Below are 24,356 nucleotides of genomic sequence, written 5' to 3'. Positions count from 1 at the left end.
CCTCCGATTTGGAATTTCCTCTTGTTCTGGGGATATTTAACCACAAGGTGGCCCCGCGCCAATTTTTTTTAATTTTCTCTTTCCGGGTTGGGCCGCCAACATCGATTAGAGGAGTAGCCCCGGCGGCATTTAGCGACCGGGAAATGCTTGATGCCGCACTAAAGGGGGAAAAATGATTCGACCTCTTGTTAAGACTAAACGCGATGGAACGCTCTATGTTCGACCACCAGAAATCGAGACGGAGATCCATGCGGTTCTTAATCAAGACCTCAACCTGTTAGTCCGCCGTGCCGAAATTCGTGATTGGAAAGCTAGTGATTTTCTTTCCTCGGAGTGCCTAGTCCACCTAATTCGCGAGGCACTCCGCCGCGGTCACGAGGAGATGTATGACAAACTATTACCTCTACTTCTCGAGCGGTGTGCGATCACTCTGCGTTCCAAAGTAGATTGGAAAATTGCTACTGCGCCCCAATTATGCCAGGAAATAATTAGCGATTTTTCAGAACTCTTTGCTGCCGATAATTCGCCGCATGGCCTGAATGAGCTCGACTTCTTTGAAGTGCGATTCAACTTAGCATTTCAAACCTTCCGAATTACACGGGTTCGGCTAGAAATTGATCGTTTGAATAGAGAAAAAGCATTACCTGACCCAGAATTTCCTGATGATCCAATCGACGAAGAGGTCTTGAGGTGCCTTTCAGACCTTTACCTTGCCACGACTGATCCCGAGCAGGTAATTTTCCGGAAGCAGGTCTATGCTGCGATTATGGCATTACCACCGGACGAGCGCAGGGCGCTGATTCTCTGCTATTATCTTGGCTTCAAGGAAGAATCCGAGGATCCAAATGAAAGGACTGCCGCGACGATATGTGGCGTCACAGGTCGTACCATTCGAAATCGCTTGGTACGGGCGATTGCTAAGGTTTCTCGCCTGAAGGAGGCTCAATGAATACCAAAAGTAACAGAGACAATAGAGTTCTTTCCGATGCATTTTATGAGCTGTCACTAGCGCAACCTGTGCCCGATGCAGCGGTGCTCGACGAACTGGTCCGCCGTTATCCTGATTATGCTGCGGAGTTGACTGAGATGGCGATCGAGCTTGCGCTCGATGCGCTCGTCCACGATGAGACCGATGAAATTTCTTCGGCGACACCAGAGGAAGGGATTATGGTTTTAAAGGCGATGAGTCGCTTTCATAATCGGCTGTATGCTGTCAAAGCGGAACAACGTGGCTCAGAAAAGACAGTTACGAACAGGGAACCATTAAATCCATTTTCATCTTTGGACAGGGCCGGAATGCGCGCATTAGGCCAGCGTTTGCACGCAAACACGGTTTTTGTCTTAAAACTTCGCGACCGACTAATAGACGTCGAAACGATGACGGAGGGATTCAAAAGACGGGTCGCGGATGAGTTGAAGGTATCGCTCGATACTGTTGTTGCGCACTTCTCGGGTCAAGCGAGCCTCGCTGCGCCCGCACACTACAGAGCTGAACAAAAGCCCGTGACCGCTATTAAACAAACATTCGAGGAAGCCGTACGAAGCTCAGGATTTACGAAAGAGCAGCAGAGCTATTTACTATGCCTGTGAGGATTCTATGGATGCGTTTGAGCCAGTGCGCGTTGCTGCCTTACAATTGCACGCCGAGCTGCTTACTAAAGGTGCTGATTCTAACCAACTTATGGAATTAGTGCATATAGCGGTAAGGCATCTTGAGATCGAGTTGGCATGGCTTCCTGCCGGTGATCCAGCGTTGAAAGGAGCGCGTGCGCTATTTGATGAGCAGGCTGGTCTCATCTGTTGCGTTGATGAAGGTGACCCTGGGGTGCGGGCTTGCCTGGTCGCGCATGAACTTGGGCATGTTTGCGTTCATGCTGGTTCCGGCAAGTGCAGGATTGAGGACATCGACCCATCACGCTCGACAGAGGCTGCCCCGGTTGGACTGCAGCGTGTCGAAGATTACGGTGTCCGCGAACGCCGCGAGCTGCAGGCCAATGTTTTTGCGCGCGAACTCCTCCTGCCCCGAGACGTGGCGCGTCACCGGTATCTGGCCGGTGAAAACGCTTCCGCCATCGCTCAAGCGTTAAAACTGCCGAAAGACATTGTGCGCCAACAACTCTTGGATGCGTTGTTGCTTCCTCCCGCACCGCAGGAAGCGAGGCGAGTTCCGGAAAAGCAAGCGCGACCCGATCCTTCGCAGGATCGCGCCTCGGAGCATCGCGGCTCCGCTTTCCAACTCCAGGCCGGACCTGGTACGGGCAAGACCCGTACTCTTGTAAAGCGCGTGCTCTCCCTCCTTCGCGATGGGGTCGATCCGAATTCCATTCTTGTGCTGACCTTTTCGAACCGCGCCGCTGGAGAATTGTCAGAACGATTGACTGCTGTTGTACCGAACGAGGCGCCAAAGCTCTGGATCGGGACCTTTCACGCTTTCGGCCTTGATCTAATCCGCCGCTATCATGATAAGCTCGATTTACCACAGGACCCCCCTCTGTTTGACCGAAGTGACGCGATCGAAGTCTTGGAGGAAGTGCTCCCTACGCTGCCTCTCGTTCATTATCGCAACCTTTGGGACCCGGCGTTCGAGTTGCGCGACATCGTTGGCGCTATCTCGCGCGCCAAGGATGAGATGGCAGGCGCTGATCGTTACTACGTGCTGGCTCAAGCGATGCTGGATCGTGCGACCGACCCGGACAGCCAAGAGCAAGCTGCAAAAGCCCTCGAAGTTGCGCATGTCTATAAAATCTATCAGGACACGTTGCGTTCTCACCAGGCGGTGGATTTCGGCGACTTGATTATGCTTCCGACTCTCCTCTTGGAACGTGACGAAGCTGTGCGCACCTCGATCCGCCTCCGCCACCGCCACGTGCTCGTCGATGAATACCAAGATGTGAACCGTGCGAGCTCCCGCCTTTTGCGCGCTATCTCGGGCGATGGACGACGCCTCTGGGTCGTCGGGGATGCCCGCCAATCGATTTACCGTTTCCGCGGCGCCTCCTCGATCAATATGACTCGTTTCACGGAAGAATATCCGGACGCTGTCGTTGACCGTCTTACCGTGAATTACCGCTCTAGCAAGGAAATCATCGATGCCTTTGAGGCGGTTGCGCTCCATATAGGAGCTTCAGAAGGTATGCTTTCGCTTGAGCTCGATACGGAGGCCGGTTTCTCCGGAATTCATCCTCAACTCCGAATTACTGATACCCTGGACGACGAAGCGGCGGGCATTGCCGCCAGTATTCGCGAGTTGGAAACCAGGGGTGTTCGCCTTCGTGATCAGGCGGTGCTCTGCAGAACAAATTCACGCCTAAATGACATCGCCATGGCGCTGGAACTGTGCGGAATTCCGGTCCTTCACCTCGGCAGTCTGTTCGAACGGGACGAAGTCCGCGACCTGCTCACCTTGCTCACGTTAGCAATTGACCCATTCGGTGACGGGCTTGCCCGCGTCGGCGCCATGCCGCGCTATGATTTGCCGCTGCAGGACATCCAAACTGCTATCAGGCTCTTGCGCGAACTTCCCGGTACCGCTGTGGGCAAGATCCATGAAATTGCAAATGATTCAGCGCTCTCTCCGGAGGGCAAGCAGGGATTTTCCCTGCTTGCCGCTGATCTTGCAGGAATTCCGGCTGCGGCTTCCCCTTGGGAGTTTCTTGCGACCTACCTGCTCGACCGTACTGATCTACTTGCGCGCCTTGTTGTATTGGACGGTGTCTCCGACCGCATGCGCACGGTGGCTATTTGGCAATTCCTGAATTTTGTGCGGGATCGCAGCCCAATTGGAGCCGGCGCGCCGTTCCAACGCACCCTGGATCGGGTGCGTCAACTTGTGCTACTCGCTGAGGAACGTGACCTGCGCCAAATCCCGGCAGGCGCGCTACATATGGATGCGGTTCGCCTAATGACTGTCCACGGCAGCAAGGGCCTCGAATTCGAGGCGGTGCATGTACCCGGGCTGACCGTGGCGAGCTTCCCTTCTTCAAATAGAAGACAGGGCTGCCCACTGCCTGCGGGCCTGATTGAAGGGATGGAAAATCTCGATGGGTCGGAAGCGGCGTCTAGGGCTCAGACGATGGAAGAAGAGTGCCTGTTTTTTGTCGCACTATCGCGGGCGCGGAACCATCTCCACCTTTATTGTGCTCGCAAACAATCAAACGGAAACAATCGAAACCCGTCGCCATTCCTGGACTGGTTTTCGGAATCTCTTGTTACGAGAATTCTGCAACCGCCCAAACTGCCCTTGCCTCCCGATGCGTCACGGCCCAAGCCGATCCCCGTGACTTGGGGGAAGAATTGGAAGGTCACCGACTCGCTCTTGCGCAGTTATGAAAAGTGTCCGAGGCGGTTTTTCTACACGCATGTTCTCGGATTGGGCAGCGCGCGAAAGAAAACCGCGTTCGGCCAGACGCATGATTGTCTTTACGAGCTGATACGTTGGCTCGCCGGAGCGCGAAGTGAAGGCAGCGGAAGTCACGCCGAAGCCTCACTAGAGTTTGAACGACTGTGGCGAGCTAAGGGACCGGTCGATCATGCCTTTGCTGTGGATTACCGCCGGCTCGCCAACCGGCTGGTTGACGCGCTGGTCCGTTCTGGCGCAGGTCACCATTTTCGTCGCGCCGAGCCGCTTGCCATCGACTTTGCCGGAGGACGGGTCATCGTCCAACCCGACGAGACGAGAGAATTGCCAGACGGTACCGTCGTCCTGCGCCGAGTTCGCACTGGTTATAGACGTAAAGAAGAGTATGACGAACTCGAATATACGCTTTATCACTTAGCCGGACGCGCTCGGTATGGAGCTTCTTATTCCGTCGAAGCGTTGCATTTGACAGACGAGATCTTTGAGCCAGTATCTGTTACTCCCCAGAAAATTAAAAACCGAAGGGATAGGAGCGAAGCAATGGTGGCCAGCATCGCTGGAGGCCATTTCCTCCCGAAACCCGACGCCATTACGTGTCCGCGCTGTCCTCACTTCTTCGTGTGCGCCGCAGTGGGAGGCGGTCCCATCTCCCTCACTTAATTTTCCAATCTGCCTTTCCGGTTTACTACACTGTCACGATTAATAGAGCAAGGACGAACGTCATTGACTCGGATTTGGAAAGAGCCTTTCCGGGTTGGCCGTGCCGTTACGATTAACGTGGTATGGGACGCCTCGAGCATAATGCCAGAGCGCCGCTCCTTAGGAGACCAAAAACATGGAGACATTGGACATCTTTTACCAGGGTTATGGCATCAAAGAGATGGAACATATTGAAGTTAAACCGGATCATACCGTTGCGATGATCAAGAAAATCCTTTTCGAGAAACATGGCTGCGAAGCTGGAACCTTGATTTTTCTCGAGGACAACGAGAACCCCCTTGAGGACCACATCATAATAAAGGAGTTATCCGGTCCGGCCGGCGCCAAAATGCACCTGCATCGTTGTCGTCATATTGAGGTCGCGGTCACATTTGGGGGCGACACCGTGCACCACCGATTCCCTCCTGGGGCGACCGTGGCGCGTATAAAGGTTTGGGCTGCGGTCACAAAGTTTGGTATGACCGAGGTGGAAGCGGGTGAGCATCGGTTGCAGATCGGCGGTACGCAAGAACGCCCGGCTCCGGGTATCCATGTCGGCACACTCGCGTCCTGTCCGGATTGCCAAGTCCGATTCGACCTAGTGCCCGACGAGCGGGTCAATGGCGCGCCACCCAACTCCAATAGCGGATTCTGTTGATGGCGCCTGACGAAAACGCCCTGCGGGCGGACGTGGCCAAGGCCACGTTCCGCCTGGGCGCAGCTGAAAAACGCTGGAGGCTTCTCAAAGTCGAGTGGCCGTATGTTTTCATCGCGATTACGGCAAAGGACAGCCGTGAATATCTGCTGCGGTTTAACTGTGCAGGCTTTCCGGTGACACCGCCGACCGCAGGTCCATGGGACGTTGGGCGCAATGCTGTGCTGGCACAGGACCTCTGGCCGCGCAGCAGCGGCGGCCGACTCGGCGCGGTATTCAACCCCGGCTGGAAGGGTGGAATCGCGCTGTATTTGCCATGCGACCGGGAAACCATCGTCGGACACGAAGCCTGGACCACTCAGATGCCCTCAAAAATCTGGCGTCCCTCATCCGGCCTTGTTCAATACTTGGAGATCGTTCATGAACTTCTCAATTGCAGCGATTACACGCCTCCTGCTCGCGCCGCGACATGAGCTGTCCTGCCCATTCTGGATTTGGCAGAGGCTTCTGAAAGAGCTTCGGGAGCGCGGCCGAGGAATTCGCGAAAGTGGTGCGTTCCTGCTCGGAAACCAGAACCCTTCTGGCCGGCGGACCATCGTCGACTTTCTGCTCTATGACGATCTGGATCCTCATGCCCTTGATACCGGAATTGTGCACCTCGACGGCCGCCATTTCGGCAAGCTGTGGGATCTGTGCAAAGCCCGCAATCTGACCGTCGTCGGTGACATTCATACGCACCCAAGCTCTGCTAGCCAGAGTGATTCAGATCGTGCACATCCGATCATCGCCCGCGCCGGCCATATAGCGCTGGTTGCGCCGAATTTCGCCGCGGCTCCGGTAACGCAGCTGGCGCTGGGTATATATCGTTATAGTGGTGGAGGTCAATGGGAAGTCGTACCCATTGAGCGCCGCCGAAAATTCTTCCACATTGGATTATGAGGTGTACGATTATGAAGGCATTCACAATAGCGGAGACCCTGCATCGCCTCGTCAAGCAAGCGATCGACAGCGGGATTGCCGCCAACGTCGAGGAGGCCGAGGCGCTCTTTCGAGGCTACCGTTTGTGTTTCTCCATCGAAGCAGCAGAGGCCTGTCATCCCAATCATCAGGCAGCATTACTGACCGGCATCGCACTGGCACGCCGCGTCTTCCTGGGCGGCGTTACGGTCGTTGGTAATCTCGATGTGCCGCTTCGAGTTCCGCTACCACTCGGCCATACCTTGCAAGAGGCCGCTTTGGCTCTCGGTGCGCAATACGGCCAAAGCGAAATAACTGACCTCCCGTGTGTGTTTATCGGAGGTACCCCGCGTGTGCGAGGGGAGTCCTTCCGTGTGCGTGCTGTATTCGCAGGATGGCGGGGTGGCGTTATCCCAGCGCATTCCGAATTTCCTTTCAGCGAAGAAGGGACGATGTCTCTCGCTCCTATGCTCGCCTCGGCGCTGGCGGTCAGTGAAGCGTTCTTCCATGTGCAGGGTCGGACTCCAGTTGCAGGGCGCAGGTCCGTAGGCCTTTCCCTCTGGCAGCCCAGCCGAACTCATTGGCTCGAAGGCAACGAAGAAGCGCCGCGGTTGCAATATCTGCCTTCAAGTCTGTGGCTCATCGGACTCGGCCATCTTGGGCAGGCATATTTGTGGGCTCTTGGTCTCCTACCCTATCCGGAACCCACAGGTGTCTCGTTGGTATTGCAAGACGTCGACGTCATTACTCCTTCCACCGAAAGCACTTCAATCTTGTCTACCTCGAGCATGATTGATGTAAAAAAGACGCGTGCTATGGCGGAATGGGCGGAGCGGCGGGGATTTAAGACCGCAATTATCGAGCGGTTGTTTGATGCATCATTTACCCGGAACGATAATGAGCCGGCGATCGCGCTCTGCGGTCTTGACAATTCCCTTGGGCGGCGCGCACTTGATCAAGTAGGATTTCCGTTCGTGGTCGAGGCTGGTCTTGGGCGAGGACATCGCGATTTTCAGTCCATTCGTGTGCACACCCTGCCGGGGAGTCGAAGTGCGGCGGAAATTTGGAAGTTCGCGTTTGAAAAAGAAGATCTGGCGGACCGCGCCGCCTATAGAAAGATGTTGAATGACGGCGACCTGGATCGATGCGGAGTCACGTTGCTTTCGGGCAAGGCAGTCGGTGCCCCTTTTGTTGGAGCCGTAGCCGCATGTCTTGCGATCTCGGAGGTTCTCCGTCTCCTGCACGGCGGTCCCCTCAATCAACTGATTGATCTCGACTTGCAAAGTCCCGATCATCGGACCATTGTTCGTCAGATCAGCGATTTCGGCAATCTGAACCCGGGTTATGTCCGGGCATCAACTGGGAGTTCATTTTTTTGATCCAGTCGGAATCTCTGTGGCTGACCGCTTTCAATTGAGGAGCAGATTTGTTGGTATGATCATTGAAATTGCGAATAGGATGTCTTATTCTATTTCGTCGACCTAAGAACGAATATATATCGTCATAGCCTTCTTTGAATGAGATCTCCGAGAGTTCTTATTATCAAATGGTCGCCGCTTTACAATCGATCCATCAATCTGAAACGATTTTCGGATCATTTATGTAAAATTCCCAGTACTGGAAAGGGGATGCGAAGGAGACGGAACTAAAAAACGGTGCGGATAAACAAAACAAAAACTGGACTCTCCAACAAAGAAAAGGATATCCCGGTCAATCGCCCTCGTGGCGGACTGCCTCTCGCGAATCAAATCCTGACTTTTCTTCCCGACTTAAAAAGTGTATTTGGAGATTTGTTGCAGGTTCATGCAGTGATTGATACAAGCCGGCTTATTGAAGAGATCCATTTTCTTGCTAAAAAGCGGCGAGAACCTGGTGCCAAAACCAGCTTTCTCGAGCTTCTTGAGGCAGGTACCATTGTAGGGTATTTTCCAGAAGAGTCCATTCCTGAGTTAAAGGCCAAGATCAAAGAACTGTCCGACAGGTATGGTTTTACATTACACCACTTGAACAAACTTCTTGATCCATTCATGCATAAGTTACATATCTGCAGAGTTGGGGTCTTTCTCCCCTTGCTATCAGATGATCTAAAGATATTGCGGGATCCTAATGACGCGCCATTTCTTCGGCTTAGACATTACATCGGTGCTGACGCGGTGATAACGAGCGATCTGGACATACCAACTGCGGGAGTTCCGACAATTCCTTGGGTCAAGATCCATCTTAGTTTCCGTAATTATTCACGTGGAAAGGATGTAGAGTTATCAATCACCCTCGGTGGCGTTCTTATTACCGGGGTTGGGATGGCGAGTGTGATTGGATTACTTTATGTTATCGCAGTCGGAGTCTCCAAGCTGCCGCCCTGGCTACAATTATTATTAGTGGTTGGAGTCGGATCTGTGCTGATTCACCCGGAATCGCGCGCGGCAGTCGCAAAAAAGATCAAGAATCTTGGCGCGGGTTTGGCTGACACTTGGGAGATAGTCGAACCTGGTGTGAACGAAATGATAAAAATTGCTAAAGAGTCAAGGACTGATGCGGAACACGCTCTGAATCAGTTCCAGGGAGAAATCCCCCCAAATCCGAAACTCACACTTGCCCAATATGTGTATCGGCTATGTGTCACCGTCAAAATACCTTTGGCTACGAATCATATCTGGGATATTCTCCAATTGATGGGAGTAACAATAGAAGCGCGCGATCCGATTAGGGAATTGGAGATACTTCTCTCATCTAACCCCAACTTCATCCGCTACACAGACGGAAAATGGGGTCTCTTAACCATCTATCCATGAAATCGGGTCCACCTCAGACGGATGTTAGGAGGGCGGAACGGACCATTATGACGGAATATTCTATAAGCGATCATAAGAAATAAGGTTGGGGTTCTTTACAAATTCCTCGAATTTTTATAGTATGACCCTGGAAGGAAGATCGACAGTCTTTTACTGGCAATGACTTCTTGAGAAGAAGGCCTAGCTCTCCTTGGTTCGTACATTCCCTAGTGACGTGGTGCAAATATTAGGAGTTCTGAGTTTCTAAATTGTTATTATAGAATCTCTTGGGCCGGGGTTGCCGCTGGCGCGCTGTCAAAAGTCAACAAGGAGGAATTTAATCTCAATGAAAGCGACTGTTCTTAAATCTAATGCGAACAACGGTCGTTTTTCCGATCTTGACCCGGATAAGTTGCGGGGTGGTTATTACACGTCGTCTGAAATGGCGAGCTGGTTATGTTCCTGGGCAATCCGTTCTTCTATGGATTATGTTTTAGAGCCGAGTTGCGGTGACGGTTCATTCCTGGTAGCCGCTGCAAAACGCTTTGTCGCGTTAGGCGCGCGCGAGTCGACGATTGCAAAACACCTAACGGGAATTGAGATTGTCTCTGATGAAGCTGACTGCGCACGCACTCGATTGAACGGGGTGATAGGCCTGCGTGCTCGAAACGTGGTAATAACTGCCGATTTCTTTGGATGGTGGCAGGATACCAATAAGCTTGCCTTTGATGTTGTCGTCGGCAATCCCCCATTTATTCGCTACCAGACCTTTCCGGAACCGCATCGCAGCCGGGCCATGGCGATCATGAATGAGCTGGGGCTTACCCCGAATAGACTTACCAATATTTGGGTGCCATTCGTGGTTGCCGCAGTCTCCAGCCTAAAGCCAGGTGGCCGGCTGGCCCTAGTTCTTCCAGCAGAACTGCTTCAAGTGACTTATGCCGCGCAACTTCGCTCATTCCTGACAGACCGATTTGCCCGTATCGACATAGTGGCTTGTAATGAGCTGTTTTTTGAGAAAGCAGAACAAGAGGTTGTGTTGCTGCTGGCAGATGGTGCGTTGCCTTCAGCATCGAAGGCCAATCCTTGCCGCGTAACTTTGACAGAAACTCACACTCTGGCTGAAATCACAAACCGTTTGCCGTCTGCCGTGCTGTCCGGTGCTCAGCCGAAGACGGTCAGCCATGATAATGAGAAGTGGCTGAAATACTTTCTTACCGAGCACGAAATCACTTTTATGCGAGCACTGCGCGCCGCAGGTATCACCTCTAATCTTTCCAAGCATGCCAGTGTCGACGTTGGTGTAGTGACCGGCAAGAATGAATTCTTTGTGCTCACTGGTGCACAGGTTTCCGAGTTAGGGTTGGAGAAGTATACCGCGCCGTTGGTATCACGATCGGTACAGCTCAAGGGTGCGCGGATCGGAAGTGATGACTGGAGAGCCCTCGCTGCTGCAGGCGACCGTGTCTACCTACTGCATATCAAAGATACAAGGGTGTCCGGGGCGCTCGCCCGCTACATTCGCCATGGTGAGAGTAGTTCAGTTCATAAGGGCTATAAGTGCTCGATTCGAGTACCCTGGTATTCTGTACCCTCTGTATGGATTCCGGACGGATTCACCTTCCGGCAGATTTACGATTTTCCACGGATGGTGCTGAACAAAGCTGGTGCCACTTCAACCGATACAATTCACCGACTTACCTGCAAGAAAGAAAAGCCAGAACGTGTCATCGCCAATACTTATACGTGGCTGACAGCCGCCTCCGCCGAGATTGAGGGCCGTAGTTATGGTGGTGGTGTGCTTGAGCTGGAGCCAACCGAGGCCGAGCGACTGATGATGCCTGCGGAGATCAACGGTGCCTTGCCGCTCACCGAATGTGACCGGCTGACTCGGGCCGGCCAGTTGGATAAGGTGTTGGAAGAGAACGCCCGCATTGTCCTCATGGGCCACATGGGCTTGTCGGGGAACGACTGCATCCTTTTAAGGGATATATGGACGAAGATGCGTGACCGGCGAATGGCTCGCCGTCGGCGAGGCCGTGTCGCAGTACCTGCGGACACGAACCGATGACGGAAGATCCTGTCAAACTCGCCGCGCGTATTTGGGTGGCCGAGCTGGTCAGTAACTTCCAACGGAATGAAGCTGATTACCTGAGCGCAACTTACAACGAGACCCAGGCCCGTACCGATTTCATCACGCCGTTATTGGAAGCCTTCGGCTGGGACGTTCACAACGCATCCGGCCAGCCGTTGACGTTGCGCGAAGTGATCGAGGAGGCGACTGTCGAGGTCGCCGAGGAACGACTATCAAAAAAGCCGGACTATGAACTTCGGCTGGCCCGGCAGCGCAAGCTGTTCGTTGAGGCCAAGAAGCCGAGTGTGCGGATCGACCGTAACCGTGAAGCAGCCTTCCAGGTTCGCAGATACGGCTATTCGGCGAGCTTGCCCATCGCTATACTCACCAACTTCCACCAGCTTGCCATCTATGACTGCGTGCCGACGCCAGCGGTGATAGATGAGGCCAACGTCGCCCGGCTGCTGTTAGTCAGCTACAAAGAATTCGAGTCTCGTTTTGATGAGTTGTGGCCCCTGCTATCGCGCTCCGCGGTTTATTCAGGCGACTTCGATAGACGTTTTGCCGTCGATGCTACCCGACATGGTGCCGAGCAGTTCGACGATTTCTTTTTGCGCCAAGTCCGGTCCTGGCGTGCGCGCCTGGCCACAGATATCCACACGAACACTCCCGGTCTCAGCCCTGCCGAGTTAACCTATGCCGTTCAGCTTTTCCTGTCGCGCATAGTCTTCCTGCGCATCTGCGAAGATCGGGAGATCGAGCGCTATGAGACGTTGAAGGATCTGCCGGCGGCTAATACGTTCGACGCGCTGATGGCTGAATTGCGGCGAGCCGATGAATTCTATGATTCCGGCCTGTTCCGCTTGTTAGACGATGCCCGTCTTGCCATCCGTATTTCCGATGCTGTTCTTCAGGGTATTATCGCCGAGTTGTATTATCCACAGAGCCCGTACACTTTTGCAGTTGTCGAGACCGAAGTACTTGGCGAAATCTACGAGCAGTTTTTGGGCGAGGAGATCACGGTCACCGGTGATGTTGTCGAGATCGTCCGCAAGCCGGAAGTACGTGAGAGCGGGGGCGTGGTGCCAACTCCACGCTACATTGTGGATGCCATTGTCGAGCGCACGCTGGTGCCGGCGCTGGTTGGAAAAAGCCCGGCCGAGTTGGCGACCTTCACAGTGGCGGACATTTGCTGTGGATCCGGCGTCTTCTTGCTGTCGGCCTATGAATTCATCCTTGACCATCACCTAAGCTGGTATCTGACTAACAATCGCGCCGACTACATCGGGCGAACCATTTATGAGGCAATAGCAGGACAGTGGCGGCTTACATTTGAGGAGGAGCGGCGCATTCTGCTGGCACATATTCGCGGCGTCGATATCGACGCAAACGCTGTAGAAGTTGCCCGCTTCAGTCTTCTCTTGAAGTTGATCGAAAATGAGACAGTTGCCGACTTGCGGGATTACGTCAACCGACGACATACCCCTGCTCTGCCTGTTCTGGACAATATTATCCGGTGCGGCAACAGCCTAGTTAGCCAACCTGAGTGGACAATTTCACTCGGCGCCATGACGCCGGCATTGATTGATAAGGTGAACCCTTTTACATGGTCAGCCGGGTTTCCTACTGAGATGAGCCGTGGCGGTTTCGACGTGATTGTCGGCAACCCGCCCTATATCCGGATCCAGAATATGACGGCCTATTCACCGGAAGAGATCGCGTTTTACCAGAGTCCGGTTTCGCCATATTCGACGGCCCGCCAAGACAATTTCGATAAATATGCTCTCTTCATCGAGCGCGCGCTGACTTTGTTACGGCCCAATGGCCGGCTTGGCGTCATTACTCCCCACAAGTTCATGACCACCCAGGCAGGCAGGACGCTTCGGCGACTTATAGTTAATGGCCGGTTTCTGGAGAAGGTGGTCCATTTCGGAGTGAAGCAGGTTTTCGGCCGGAACATCGCCAACTATACCTGCATCCTGGTGCTTAATCGACAGGGTCGGGACGTGGTGCACGTGGAGAAGGTCGGGCCGCTCGAGGCCTGGCGCTACGGTGAGCCTGGAGCTGCCACGGAGATTTCGGTTGCTAATTTGGGTGAAGAGACATGGCAATTCGCTGATGCAGAAACCCGTCTCCTTTTCGACCGGGTTCGATCCGCCTTTCCTGATCGGCTGGGGCAACTCGCTGAAATTTTCGTCGGCGTGCAGACCAGTGCAGATGATATTTACATCTTCCGCGCCGCTGGCGAGGATGCCACTACTGTTATACTACACTGGAATGATCGGGATTGGCCGATTGAACGCGGCGTCCTGCGCCCTTGTTTGTATGACGTTCAGCTCTTCGCCTATATTCGGCCCCAACCGAATGCCTGGATGATCTTTCCCTACGAGTTGAGTTCTGGTCGTGCCAGAAACAAAGCGCGGCTGATTCAGCCTGAAGAGATGGCGCGCCGGTTCCCTGGTTGTTTGGCCTATCTGGAAGCCCGTCGCGGCGAGCTGGAAAAGCGCAATGTAACCGGCGGCCCGGCCAATGAACGTCAATTCTACCAGTTTGGCCGTTCACAGAGTCTTACCAAGTTCAACAGCCCGAAGATCATTCTTCCGATCCTCTCAATCGAACCCCGTTACGCTTATGACGACACCAACATCATGGTGACGGGTGGCGGCAACGGCCCCTACTATATGATCCGCCCATGCTCGGGCGTGGCAGTCAGCAACCATTATCTGCTAGCCGTACTCAATCACCCTTTGAGTGAGGCGTTCGTGCGGGCCAACACCAGTCCGTTCCGTGGCGGTTACTACTCGCATGGCAAGCAGTTCATCGAAAACCTACCGGTGCCGATATCCGATGATAGGAAGCGTGCCGACGTTGAGGCGCTGGTGGCGCAATTGATCGGCGCTCTGGATGCTGTCAGGGCAGCCCGCACTCCGCATCAGAAGGGTCTTTGTGAGCGTCAAGCCATCGCTCTACGAGCGGAAATCGAGGCCCGCGTCACCACCCTGTTTGGTCTCTCGGCTGCCGATATGGATGTTGTCCGGGCTGTGCCCGTGCCAACCTAGAAGGATTCTCCTCCGGGTTCTTGCCGTTTACGACGGTAGCGACACCCAATATATAAATTTTAGCTTTGGGATAAATCTCACAGGTGCTCAACCTCTTTTTAGCGTTCAAAGATAAAAATTTTAAAGATAGTGTCCGGAAATCAATTTGGCTCTTTCTTTTATTTCATTAGAGCCGTGAGTGTACGGGCTTATAGCAGCGGTATAATAATTCGAAGCTTTCTCTTTCCAACTCGTTTTTTCGGCAGAATCTTTGGAATATCTGAACATAACCACACAGTAGAGGAAAGCTGAGTATCGTGCAATTGCAGGATTGAATAGCACCTTAGTAGCATATTTAATAAACGCTTCGTCATCACTGAAAATTGCTTCTGCAATTTCGAGCCAATTTTTATCGTTACTCTCTAAGGCGACCTCAAGAGAATCCCTCCAAAATTTGATTCGCGCAAAACCTTTGTGGGATTCCGTGTTTGTATCCCAATTGCCTTCTATCTTGGAAAGCGCTTCCTTAAACCTTGTAGCGGCTGGCAAAAACTGTCCTTCGCGTTCTAATTCCTGCGCTTCGTCGCGCAGACGTAGAAATTCAACAAGCCGCGCCTCTTCTTCTGCTGACTGGCTTTTGCTTTCGGCGGCGGAATCCTCGACTTCAGACCCGTCTAAAGGAGGGGATAGCGTAGGATAATGCCTTTTCAGAACCTGAGGAAGGTCTTCCAGTTGTTTCAAAATGTCATCCCAACTAAATATGTGGACGGAAAATAAATTTTCGCGATGATGATTATCTGTTATTTTTCTGGCCAATTTCTCTAACTTTGTATCCTTCGGTCCTGTTGTCGCAATTATGTAAAATTTAAGTTTAGGCTCAAACCGTTTTGCCTTTTCAACTTCTCCCAGTAATTCCACTTCGGTTAGTGTTTTATTTTTCAGCTTGTCTTTAACCTTACATTGAAGGCCTGCCCAGTGATCACCCTGATCTAGTCTTCCAAAAATATCAACTCCCTGTTGGGCTTGCCCAGCGCCTCCATTTTTTTGAATATTCGGATCTCTCCATATGTTTTTCCACAGGTCAAGACAGAGATCCTCAAAATCCTGCCATTTAGAGGGAGGAGGGATTTGTAAATTTGAAAAAGTTGGCATTTTGGTTCTCATTTACCAATTTTGAGTCTTGGCGCATCTTCATCGTATTATCGCACGGGCTGTACGAGGATGCACATGATGAAAAAAGAGGAAAGAGTCATTCTTAACTTCTACTGGGAAAGCGAGTTTCCGTGTTATTAAAGCCGATATCATATCAGATCAGATGTAGATGTAAATGGCAATCGCAAAACTGGTGAATCGTTATTACGTGGAAGCTGACTTCTGCGCAAACCCTCCTGATAAGCTTTTCAAGCTCCGTTTATGTTTCGGAATAATTTGTAGCTCAATCTGACCCTTTTGTCTGAGATTTGTCAAATTCCTAATGTGTAGAAGGTAGGATAAACCTAAACAAAATAACTTATGCAAATTTGATCGTTGCTTGATCAGATTTGATCATGTAATTAATCTTATTGATATTATTTGTAAAATCATAATAATGCTTTCAACTTTTTACATTGTGTTATTGAATGACTGTATCAAAAATACTCTACTAATATTGTATTTTTCCAGTACACATGATATTTATTGTCCGATTTCAGAATCCTCCACTTTACTTGGGTTAAGCTCTGTGCGAAACAATAAGCAAAGAATTACAACCTCTTAGATTTTTGTCCTCTCAAATCAATGAGCTAAGAAATATAGACGAGTAATGTTTTGAGCCTGCAGGGTATGATATTTGCTCTTAACAATATTCTACTAAGGAGGCCTAACTTGAACCGTCCACTCCTACCATTGGCGATCATCCTTGTATTGTTTTCCGGTAGCACCGATGCCTTCGCGGAGCTCCCGCCTCTTATTCCAAGAGATCTTCTCTTTGGAAATCCCGAAAGAACAACCCCCCAAATTTCACCAGATGGAAAGCGGATCGCATTCATTGCACCTGACGAGAAAAATATTCTTCAGATATGGGTCCGAACAATGGGCCAGCAAGATGACAAGATGATCAGTTCTGATAAAAAGCGCGGGATCCGGCGATATTTTTGGACGTATGATAGTGACCAATTAATGTATCTCAAAGATAATGATGGAGACGAAAACTATCATCTCTACGCCGTGAATATGAGAACGAATGTGGTCCGGGATATGACACCCTTCCAGGGGGTGCAGGCCGACTTGGTTGCTCTAGATCCCAACTTTCCAGACGAAATGCTTGTCGGTTTGAATTTAAGAGATTCTGAGAAACAGGACGTATACCGCGTCAATCTTAAAAATGGCGCGGTTGAATTGGATACGGAAAACCCGGGCAATATGGTCGATTGGATTACAGACGCTCAATTCAAAGTACGCGCTGGAACAGCAACCACCCCTGAAGGAGGCGCTCAATTCCTCTACAGGGATTCTCCAGAAAAGCCATGGAAAATATTGCGAGTCCTCCAACCGACGGAGGAGGGTCGGGTCGCGAGTCTCTCACTCGATGGGAAAACTCTTTTTGCAATCAGTAATCAGAATGCAAACGCGGAGCGGCTTCTGGCCATTAATATTGAAACAGGAAAAGAAGCCATTGTTGCCGAAGATCCTATCTACGACATTGGAAATGCTGAATTCGGAGCGCAAGGGATACTAATCCATCCAGGTAAAAAAACAATTCAGGCGGTGGCATTTTATCGAGACCGGCTGCAATGGCAAGCGCTGGATAAGAGTATCTCCGCTGATCTTGAGGCTCTTGAAAAAATACGCAAGGGCCAAATCAATATTATCAATCGCGACCTCTCCGATAAGCTCTGGGTTGTGTCATTCACTTCCGATGATGCGCCGGTTTACTATTACATTTACGATCGTAGTCTACGGACCGCTAAAGCACTATTCAGTAATCAGCCGAAAATAGAAGGCCTAACCCTGGCCCAAATGAAGCCGATCTCATTCGGATCCCGGGACGGCCTGACCATCCACGGATACCTGACAGTCCCTCCAGGCATTCCAGCCAAAAATTTGCCGACCGTTCTTCTGGTTCACGGCGGGCCCTGGGTCCGAGATACTTGGGGGTTTAATCCCCAGGCGCAATGGCTCGCAAATCGAGGCTACGCGGTTTTGATGATTAACTACCGCGGCTCGAGTGGGTATGGCAAAAAGTTCCTGAATGCGGGTGATCGTGAGTGGGGAGGGAAAATGCAAAACGATCTGACAGACGGCGTCAATTGGATCGTTAAAGAGGGCATAGCGGATAAAAAGAAAATAGCAATCATGGGGAGATCGTACGGCGGCTATGCTGTTCTGGCAGGGTTGGCCTTTACTCCTGATGTCTTCGCTGCAGGAGTCGATATCGTCGGTCCGAGTAACATTATCAGTTTGCTAAAAAGCATTCCTCCGGATTTCGTTCCGATGAAGGCTATGTATTTCCGTCGAGTGGGTGATCCCGAGAAGGATATGGAATTTCTAAAATTACGTTCTCCTCTATTCTCAGTCGAGCAGGTAAAAGCCCCACTCCTGGTTATTCAAGGGGCGAATGATCCACGCGTAAAGAAAAAAGAAAGCGAGCAGATGGTTGAAGCGCTGCGAAAAGCAAATAAGGTTGTTAATTATTTCGTTTATTCGGATGAAGGTCATTATTTCTTGCGTTCCGAAAACCGGCTTCATCTGAATTCAAAAATAGAAGAATTTCTTGCTAAACAACTTGGAGGTCGCCTGGAACCGGTGGGTGAGATTAAAGGACATTCAGCGGTGGAGAAATGAGCGCTTTCATCATGAGATCGTTCTGCTAGTAGAACAGTACCACGCAAAGTTCCACATGAACAGAGGATACAAGAAGATGATCCCTATTGCAGGATCTAGGTCAAAGGTTACCGTTCTTGTGTCATTCTTGATAGTAAGTTCAATGGAAAGCTACAGTGCGTCAGCTCAAACCTTAGAACAAAAGACCGGAAATACGACTGAGCAGGTAAAGGGCCTGGAAGATACCCCTGCAAAAGGAGACGTTGTAGCAGCAACCGATCTCGCGCTGGATCCGAGCGGCATTTATAATGATCTTAAACTATTGGATTCAGAAAATCGTGTTTACACAGCCTCCAAACGGCTGGAGGCAATAGGAACAGCCCCCATTCCCGTCACCGTCATACCAAGATATTATCTCTCCGCTCTTGACGGGGAGAACATACCCCAGATCTTACGTCTCTTCCCTGGAATCGATGTCGTCCAATTGACAAGAACAGATTACAGCGTGGATATCCGAGGTTACTTTACTCGGAGTAATTTCAGGCCGAAGGATGTGTTGGTTCTCATTGATAATAGGACGGTCTATGATGATTATTCTGGGAATGTGGAATGGGACACACTCTCCATCTTACCTGAAGATGTCGGGAAGATCGAAATTATTCGCGGCGGCGCCTCTGCAATCTACGGCGCCAATGCCTCACGCGGAGTCATAAACATCATCACAAAACCCCCAGAAGGATTACCGTATCTTGAGAGCGACACCTCTTTCACCTCGAGAGGAATCCGAGAGCGTGTGGCCACAAGCCAACCCATTGGCCCAGTGGCATTGACTCTCTCGGGAAGTTATGATCATGCAGATATTTGGAATCGGTTTGAGGAGGGGGTTAGAATACCTGATCCGAACGGGATTCGAGTCTGGCGATATAATCTCGGCCTATCAAAGAATGTTGGTGAAAATGGAATTTTGAAGTTAGACGCCGGAGGAAATACTGGCGAGGTACTCCAACACACATCGGGGGGGACCCTCCTGAGGAATGATCAACAGACGGAACATGTGATGATTGAGTATGAACATCCATCTTTATCTGTTCGCTCGTTTTGGAACTATCATGATTTGGAATCCTTTGGCGCGCTGTCTGGAAAATTTGGAAGCCGAAGAACACAAAACCTCTATGATTTGGAGGTCGTAGGGCGAGTGGCGCAATTTGGGCGAAGTCATTTTTCTTGGGGAGGTGATCTGAGGTTTACGGAGGTAAAATCTGACAGGATTGACGGAGACCAAGGGCAGTGGACCACAGGAATCTTTTTTGATGAGCAGTATAACTTTACAAACGACCTTCTTTTTCGTTTGGCAGGGCGCTTTGACTATCAGGAGGAATCGGGGTCCCAATTCTCTCCGCGAGTAGGAATAACATACCAGATTAATCCTGAAAATATAGTTAAGGCCTCAGTGAGCGAGGGATACCGGAGTCCTACCTTATCCGACAACTTTCTTCTTCTTAAACTCGGCGGAGCTACTGTTCTTGGAAATCCGGATTTAAAACCTGAGCGCTCGATCTGGTATGAAACGGGATACCTGGCGCAGCCCATTCCTGATCTGAGAATGGGGATAGACCTATTCTACGTGGTCACGAATAATCTAATCCAAATAGTGGAGTCTCCGGTTGACCCAGACATTTTTAATACTGTCAATGTCAATGAGCACGTATTAGGAAGAGGGGGTGAGATTTGGGCGGACTATCGAGTCGTCAGAAACGTTCGCCTTCTCGCGAACTATGCCTATGCTGGTTACACAAAAACGAGCGATATTGCTACGACCGCTCCACATAAAGTGAACTTGGGTATCTTATTTAATGCAGTCCGGAACCTTACTGGGGCGTTAACGTTTCACTATGTTGGACACGCATCAGGATATTTCGATGATCAGACGGTTTCCTCCCCTTCTTATTACACAGTAAACCTCTTTCTCGGTTATGAAATAACCAGCAACCTAAGCGCTGGAGTCCATTTGACGAACCTGACCAATAGAAGGCATCGAGAGGCGCCGATCATCGGAGAGGAAATCGGGTCCGACTACTATGCGACGATCGTGTTGAGGATTTGATGAAACTGGGATATAAAATAAGTTCCTTTGAGAGATATATCGGAGCCATTTCTATTACGATTGTTCTGCTTGGCGGTTCTCTGTTTTTTATGAGCGCATCGGTCGAAGCGGAAGAGCGGCCTATAGTTGTCTTGCTGAGCCCTGAAATAGAGGCCTATCAGACTGCAGCCAAGGGAGCATACGAAACATTAAAGAATTACAAAAGGATTACATATACTCTCGACCGAAATCCGGAGCAGTTCAGATATGTCATGGAAAAGGTGTCTCTGGTAAATCCTGAGGCTGTGATCGCGATTGGGAGTCAAGCGATCCTGGCGCTAAAGATACATCCGATCAATTCACCGGTTATCTTCTGTTTGGCCCTGAACCATACCGAAGCTCTCGAAATTCCCGATTCCTGGGGAATCTCCATGCATATTCCGGCTAGAGACGTTTATGAGAGGATCCGATCTGTTTTTCCGAAGGGCCGTATTGGAATTCCCTTTAATCCCGACCGGACGGGGACTCTAATAAAAGATCTCGTGAATTTCTTTAGTGATACTCCGATTCAACTGATTCCGATCAGCGTCCATGCGCCCTCCGAACTTAGCCCCGCGTTAAAAAAGATGAGATCCCAATTTGACATACTATGGATACAGCCCGATTCAAGTATTATCGACTTCTTTACCGTAAAATTTATTATCGACTATTCAATTTCAGAACGGATTCCCCTGTTAGGGTATTCGGAGGCTTTTGCTAAAAATGGGGCGGTACTATCGCTTACCGGAAATTATGAGGACATGGGCCGGCAAGCGGCTGAGACGGCAATGCGAATTATCGCAGGTGAGAGGCCGGAACGGATTCAGGCGCCGAGAAGGGTCAGTACTTTTTTAAACCTACGTGTCGCCCGAATATTAGATATTTCTATAGGTCAAGATTCCGTTGCAATGGCGGACAGGATATACCCAAAAGATCCTGAATTGAGAATACCATGATATCTAAACTAAGCTTTCGGAAACGTTTGGTCATCTTCGGCGCAGCGTGGTTAATAGTCTGTACCGGCGTATTGGCTTATTATCTAATCTCTCAAGCGGAATGGTCCCTTCTTGAGAGCGCTGTACAGCGCTCCAAACTTTTGGCCAACCATTTGGCCGATCAAGCGGGCAGCGCTCTCTTTAGTGGAAATCAGGAAGCCCTCGAGTCTTTAATCAAAAGCGTAAAAGAACAGCCGGATATTCTAGGTGTAAGGATCTTGTACAAAGACAGGAACTATGGAGGACCTGAAACAGCGCCGCCGGCGGTCGGAAAATCTATAAAGTCCATGGGCAGTAATTCCAGTTTAATCGAAGTCAATCACGTGCGGGCCATAGAATCGTACAAGATTATTGGGGATATATCCCACAACGCTCCTATTTCCGAGGAGGGCGTATTCCGGAAAGTCGACGGGGGTCCTCCAATCGGGCGGGCCATCGTGTCCCTCTCTGTTGAACCAATTTACGATCAAATCGATGCGCTTAGGGTCAAGGCGATCACTTTTCTCATCGCTGTTCTGATCATCGGAATATTGATGGCTTGGGCGGCATCCGGAGAAATGATTTCTCCCTTACGTCAACTGGCTGCTCATGTATCAAGCATGGCAGACGTTTCTGAGACTGGAGCCGATGGGATGTCGTCGACTATGGACGAAGTCGATTTGGTACGAGACAGTTTTTTAAGGTTAAAAGAATCGTTGGATGAGAGAACGGCCGAACTTGCCCTGACTCGTTTCAACCTGGAGGATAACATCCGAAAACATATCACCCTAGAAGCAAGAAACAGTGAGCTCGAACAGATCCTTAACCTGAAGAGCGATCTAATATTACAGCTATCACATGACATCATGACACCACTCGGCGCGCTGTCAACGCATATCGCTAACTTTAACGAGATATCGAAGCCTCAACTCACCAAGCAGGAAAAAAACCGTCTTCTCCGAATGCTCGATCTTTGCGAACGCCTTAAGAGGATGCTTGGGGAAGTTCTTGAGTTTGCTGTCAGAGAAACCGGGAAAATCGAATTGAGGCGCCGTAAAGTCGATTTGGGTGAATTGGCGGGTCAGGTCCTTTTTGCCTTAGAATCTATGCAGGAGGAGATGAAAGTTCGCTGCAATTTGGCGAACGATTTTAAAGGGAAATTCGCCTATGCAGATCCAGATCATGTGGAACAGATCTTAATGAATTTAATTCACAATGCGATCAAAGCAAGTCCTCCGGGATCATGCATCGTGATCACAGCCGACGAGAATCGGTCACAAATTGAAATTGGGGTAAAGGATACGGGATTTGGAGTCGCTCGCGATTTCCAGTCCAAGCTGTTCGAAAAACCGGTGAATCCGAAAGGCCCGAACGGGAACGGTGTAGGTCTTTATATCTGCCGATTTTTGGTAGAGCTACAGGGAGGAAAAATCTGGTTTAAAACGGAAGACAAAGGTTCGACATTTTTCTTTACTCTACCGAAATGCCCGTCAAAAATTGAAGCAGGAATCTCAGATGCCTGAAGAGAGCAAACGCTTTGGCCGAATCCTTATCGTTGATGATGACGAAGAATTTCGACTCGGTCTCAAAGACCGCTTCGTAGCAGCCGGATACCGCGTGCTTGAGGCCGATTCTTGTGCAGATACAAAAGAGGTCTTAAAAACGCACGAGGTTGATCTGGTCCTTTTGGATATTCAGTTGCAGGATGGGAATGGCCTTGAGATGCTGGAGCAGATAAAGACTTTCGACGAAGCCCCAGAGGTAATCGTCTTAACGGGTCACGCGACTATTGATAAGACCGTCGAGGCGATGAAAAAAGGCGCGTGGGATTTTGTGCCAAAGCATTGCTCGATCGAAGATTTGGAAATTCGCGTTGTAAAGGCATGCCAGCACCACGGCCTGAAACGGGAAACAGTCGTTCTTAAAGCCGCCCAGAAAGAGGAGATACCCGTTGTCGGAAGGAGCAAAGAAATTGTCGACTGTCTTGATATGGCAAGGCAGCTAGCCAACACAGACCGGAGAGTGTTAATTCTCGGAGAGACTGGTACGGGGAAGGAGGTCCTAGCACGATTTATTCATGCTCAGAGCGGGAGGGCTGGTGGACCCTTTTTGGCGATTAGCTGTACGAACTTGACTGCAGAACTCGCTGAGTCGGAACTCTTCGGGCACGAGCGAGGGGCTTTTACCGGAGCAAGTCACCAGAAATTGGGAAAAGTTGAGTTGGCGCACGGGGGCACTCTTTTTTTCGATGAAATTGGAGATGCCCCGCCAATCATACAGGCAAAACTGCTCCGCTTCCTGGAGACAGGCGAATACGAGCGTCTGGGAAGCAACAAGAATCGGCAGTCGAATGTGCGAATCCTTGCAGCCACCAACCGGGATTTATTGGAAGATGTAAAAACTGGGGGATTCCGGAAAGACTTATTTTACCGGCTGAATGTGATGAAAATCATGCTTCCACCATTGCGTGATCGGAAACAGGACATTCTGGATTTAACGAAGTATTTTCTAACCGAGGTCGCTCTAAAAACAAAGTCCAATGAACTGTATACGGTGACAGATGAAGCACAGAATGCCTTGATAGCCTATGACTGGCCGGGAAATATCCGGGAGCTTCGAAACGTGATCGATCGGGCCACGGCCCTCTGCGATGGCCGTCTCATCAGAGCAAAACATCTTCAACTAACCGTGGAAGAGGACCTAACTTCAACGAATAACTGTACTTGCCATCGAGGATCTGGGTCGTATCACGATAAGATAGCTGAATGTGAAAAGAAGATACTTACGACGGTATTCAAGGAATCTAATGGAAATAAGAATGAAGTGGCAAGACGATTAGGCCTGCACCGCACACATCTCGTGAAGAAATTAAGGGCATTGGGTCTTTTGAAATAAGTTTGTCCTCTAA

16 protein-coding genes are annotated in these 24,356 nt (G+C 50.6%); 15 read left to right on the top strand and 1 reads right to left on the bottom strand.

The features are described from left to right. Positions 1 to 172 precede the first annotated feature (172 nt). The 10 genes from HY282_07570 (at position 173) to HY282_07525 (ending at position 14,572) form a co-directional block, all read left to right on the top strand. Entirely contained in the window at positions 173 to 949 is a 777-nt protein-coding gene (locus HY282_07570; protein ID MBI3803608.1) for a hypothetical protein, read from the top strand. Then, complete coding sequence (locus HY282_07565; protein MBI3803607.1) at positions 946 to 1,590, top strand: hypothetical protein; 645 nt, start codon at positions 946 to 948, stop codon at positions 1,588 to 1,590. Before HY282_07570 ends, HY282_07565 begins: the two co-directional genes overlap by 4 nt. Positions 1,591 to 1,597: 7 nt before the next feature. Next, a complete protein-coding gene (locus HY282_07560; protein MBI3803606.1) occupies positions 1,598 to 5,017 on the top strand; it encodes a UvrD-helicase domain-containing protein in 3,420 nt (1,139 codons plus the stop codon). 175 nt (positions 5,018 to 5,192) lie between these two features. Further along, positions 5,193 to 5,714, top strand: a complete 522-nt coding sequence (locus HY282_07555) for a hypothetical protein (GenBank protein MBI3803605.1) — start codon at positions 5,193 to 5,195, stop codon at positions 5,712 to 5,714. Beyond that, on the top strand, positions 5,711 to 6,184 hold the full coding sequence (locus tag HY282_07550) for a hypothetical protein (GenBank protein ID MBI3803604.1): 474 nt from the start codon (positions 5,711 to 5,713) through the stop codon (positions 6,182 to 6,184). The genes HY282_07555 and HY282_07550 overlap by 4 nt, the downstream gene beginning before the upstream one ends. Next, positions 6,132 to 6,650: a Mov34/MPN/PAD-1 family protein gene (locus tag HY282_07545; GenBank protein MBI3803603.1), complete on the top strand. Its 519-nt coding sequence runs from the start codon at positions 6,132 to 6,134 to the stop codon at positions 6,648 to 6,650. The genes HY282_07550 and HY282_07545 overlap by 53 nt, the downstream gene beginning before the upstream one ends. An 11-nt stretch (positions 6,651 to 6,661) precedes the next feature. Then, complete coding sequence (locus HY282_07540) at positions 6,662 to 8,047, top strand: thiamine biosynthesis protein ThiF (protein MBI3803602.1); 1,386 nt, start codon at positions 6,662 to 6,664, stop codon at positions 8,045 to 8,047. Between the two features lie 276 nt (positions 8,048 to 8,323). Continuing rightward, a complete protein-coding gene (locus HY282_07535) occupies positions 8,324 to 9,460 on the top strand; it encodes a hypothetical protein (GenBank protein ID MBI3803601.1) in 1,137 nt (378 codons plus the stop codon). 325 nt (positions 9,461 to 9,785) lie between these two features. Next, the gene (locus HY282_07530) at positions 9,786 to 11,510 is read left to right on the top strand and encodes an N-6 DNA methylase (protein MBI3803600.1); all 1,725 of its coding nucleotides are present in this window, start codon (positions 9,786 to 9,788) and stop codon (positions 11,508 to 11,510) included. Beyond that, positions 11,507 to 14,572, top strand: a complete 3,066-nt coding sequence (locus tag HY282_07525) for an N-6 DNA methylase (GenBank protein MBI3803599.1) — start codon at positions 11,507 to 11,509, stop codon at positions 14,570 to 14,572. Before HY282_07530 ends, HY282_07525 begins: the two co-directional genes overlap by 4 nt. A gap of 120 nt (positions 14,573 to 14,692) precedes the next feature. Here the strand turns inward: HY282_07525 and HY282_07520 are convergent, their stop codons facing one another. Continuing rightward, positions 14,693 to 15,703, bottom strand: coding sequence for a hypothetical protein (locus HY282_07520; GenBank protein MBI3803598.1), 1,011 nt, complete (start codon positions 15,701 to 15,703; stop codon positions 14,693 to 14,695). Positions 15,704 to 16,372: 669 nt separating this feature from the next. Between HY282_07520 and HY282_07515 the strand changes: the two genes are divergently transcribed. From HY282_07515 to HY282_07495, 5 genes are read left to right on the top strand one after another with little or no spacing between them, the layout of a single operon-like run. Next, positions 16,373 to 18,373 (top strand): S9 family peptidase, encoded by a 2,001-nt coding sequence (locus HY282_07515; protein MBI3803597.1) that lies wholly within the window; start codon positions 16,373 to 16,375, stop codon positions 18,371 to 18,373. Beyond that, a complete protein-coding gene (locus tag HY282_07510) occupies positions 18,303 to 20,456 on the top strand; it encodes a TonB-dependent receptor (protein ID MBI3803596.1) in 2,154 nt (717 codons plus the stop codon). Before HY282_07515 ends, HY282_07510 begins: the two co-directional genes overlap by 71 nt. After that, complete coding sequence (locus HY282_07505) at positions 20,456 to 21,430, top strand: hypothetical protein (protein MBI3803595.1); 975 nt, start codon at positions 20,456 to 20,458, stop codon at positions 21,428 to 21,430. The genes HY282_07510 and HY282_07505 overlap by 1 nt, the downstream gene beginning before the upstream one ends. Continuing rightward, positions 21,427 to 22,971, top strand: coding sequence for a HAMP domain-containing histidine kinase (locus HY282_07500; protein MBI3803594.1), 1,545 nt, complete (start codon positions 21,427 to 21,429; stop codon positions 22,969 to 22,971). The genes HY282_07505 and HY282_07500 overlap by 4 nt, the downstream gene beginning before the upstream one ends. After that, positions 22,964 to 24,343, top strand: a complete 1,380-nt coding sequence (locus HY282_07495) for a sigma-54-dependent Fis family transcriptional regulator (protein MBI3803593.1) — start codon at positions 22,964 to 22,966, stop codon at positions 24,341 to 24,343. Before HY282_07500 ends, HY282_07495 begins: the two co-directional genes overlap by 8 nt. Positions 24,344 to 24,356 lie beyond the last annotated feature (13 nt).

It is taken from the genome of Candidatus Manganitrophaceae bacterium, assembly GCA_016200325.1.
In the GTDB taxonomy this organism is placed as follows: domain Bacteria; phylum Nitrospirota; class Nitrospiria; order SBBL01; family Manganitrophaceae; genus Manganitrophus.
The sequence above is the reverse complement of the archived record's forward strand: the minus strand, read 5'-3'. Positions and strand labels throughout refer to the sequence as shown.

What these genes read in the sequence shown, in the direction of transcription:
- HY282_07570 (MBI3803608.1), top strand. Translation starts at nt 173, where the DNA reads ATGATTCGACCTCTTGTTAAGACTAAACGCGATGGAACGCTCTATGTT.
- HY282_07565 (MBI3803607.1), top strand. Translation starts at nt 946, where the DNA reads ATGAATACCAAAAGTAACAGAGACAATAGAGTTCTTTCCGATGCATTT.
- HY282_07560 (MBI3803606.1), top strand. Translation starts at nt 1,598, where the DNA reads ATGGATGCGTTTGAGCCAGTGCGCGTTGCTGCCTTACAATTGCACGCC.
- HY282_07555 (MBI3803605.1), top strand. Translation starts at nt 5,193, where the DNA reads ATGGAGACATTGGACATCTTTTACCAGGGTTATGGCATCAAAGAGATG.
- HY282_07545 (MBI3803603.1), top strand. Translation starts at nt 6,132, where the DNA reads ATGAACTTCTCAATTGCAGCGATTACACGCCTCCTGCTCGCGCCGCGA.
- HY282_07540 (MBI3803602.1), top strand. Translation starts at nt 6,662, where the DNA reads ATGAAGGCATTCACAATAGCGGAGACCCTGCATCGCCTCGTCAAGCAA.
- HY282_07530 (MBI3803600.1), top strand. Translation starts at nt 9,786, where the DNA reads ATGAAAGCGACTGTTCTTAAATCTAATGCGAACAACGGTCGTTTTTCC.
- HY282_07525 (MBI3803599.1), top strand. Translation starts at nt 11,507, where the DNA reads ATGACGGAAGATCCTGTCAAACTCGCCGCGCGTATTTGGGTGGCCGAG.
- HY282_07520 (MBI3803598.1), bottom strand. Translation starts at nt 15,703, where the DNA reads ATGCCAACTTTTTCAAATTTACAAATCCCTCCTCCCTCTAAATGGCAG.
- HY282_07515 (MBI3803597.1), top strand. Translation starts at nt 16,373, where the DNA reads ATGATATTTGCTCTTAACAATATTCTACTAAGGAGGCCTAACTTGAAC.
- HY282_07505 (MBI3803595.1), top strand. Translation starts at nt 20,456, where the DNA reads ATGAAACTGGGATATAAAATAAGTTCCTTTGAGAGATATATCGGAGCC.
- HY282_07500 (MBI3803594.1), top strand. Translation starts at nt 21,427, where the DNA reads ATGATATCTAAACTAAGCTTTCGGAAACGTTTGGTCATCTTCGGCGCA.
- HY282_07495 (MBI3803593.1), top strand. Translation starts at nt 22,964, where the DNA reads ATGCCTGAAGAGAGCAAACGCTTTGGCCGAATCCTTATCGTTGATGAT.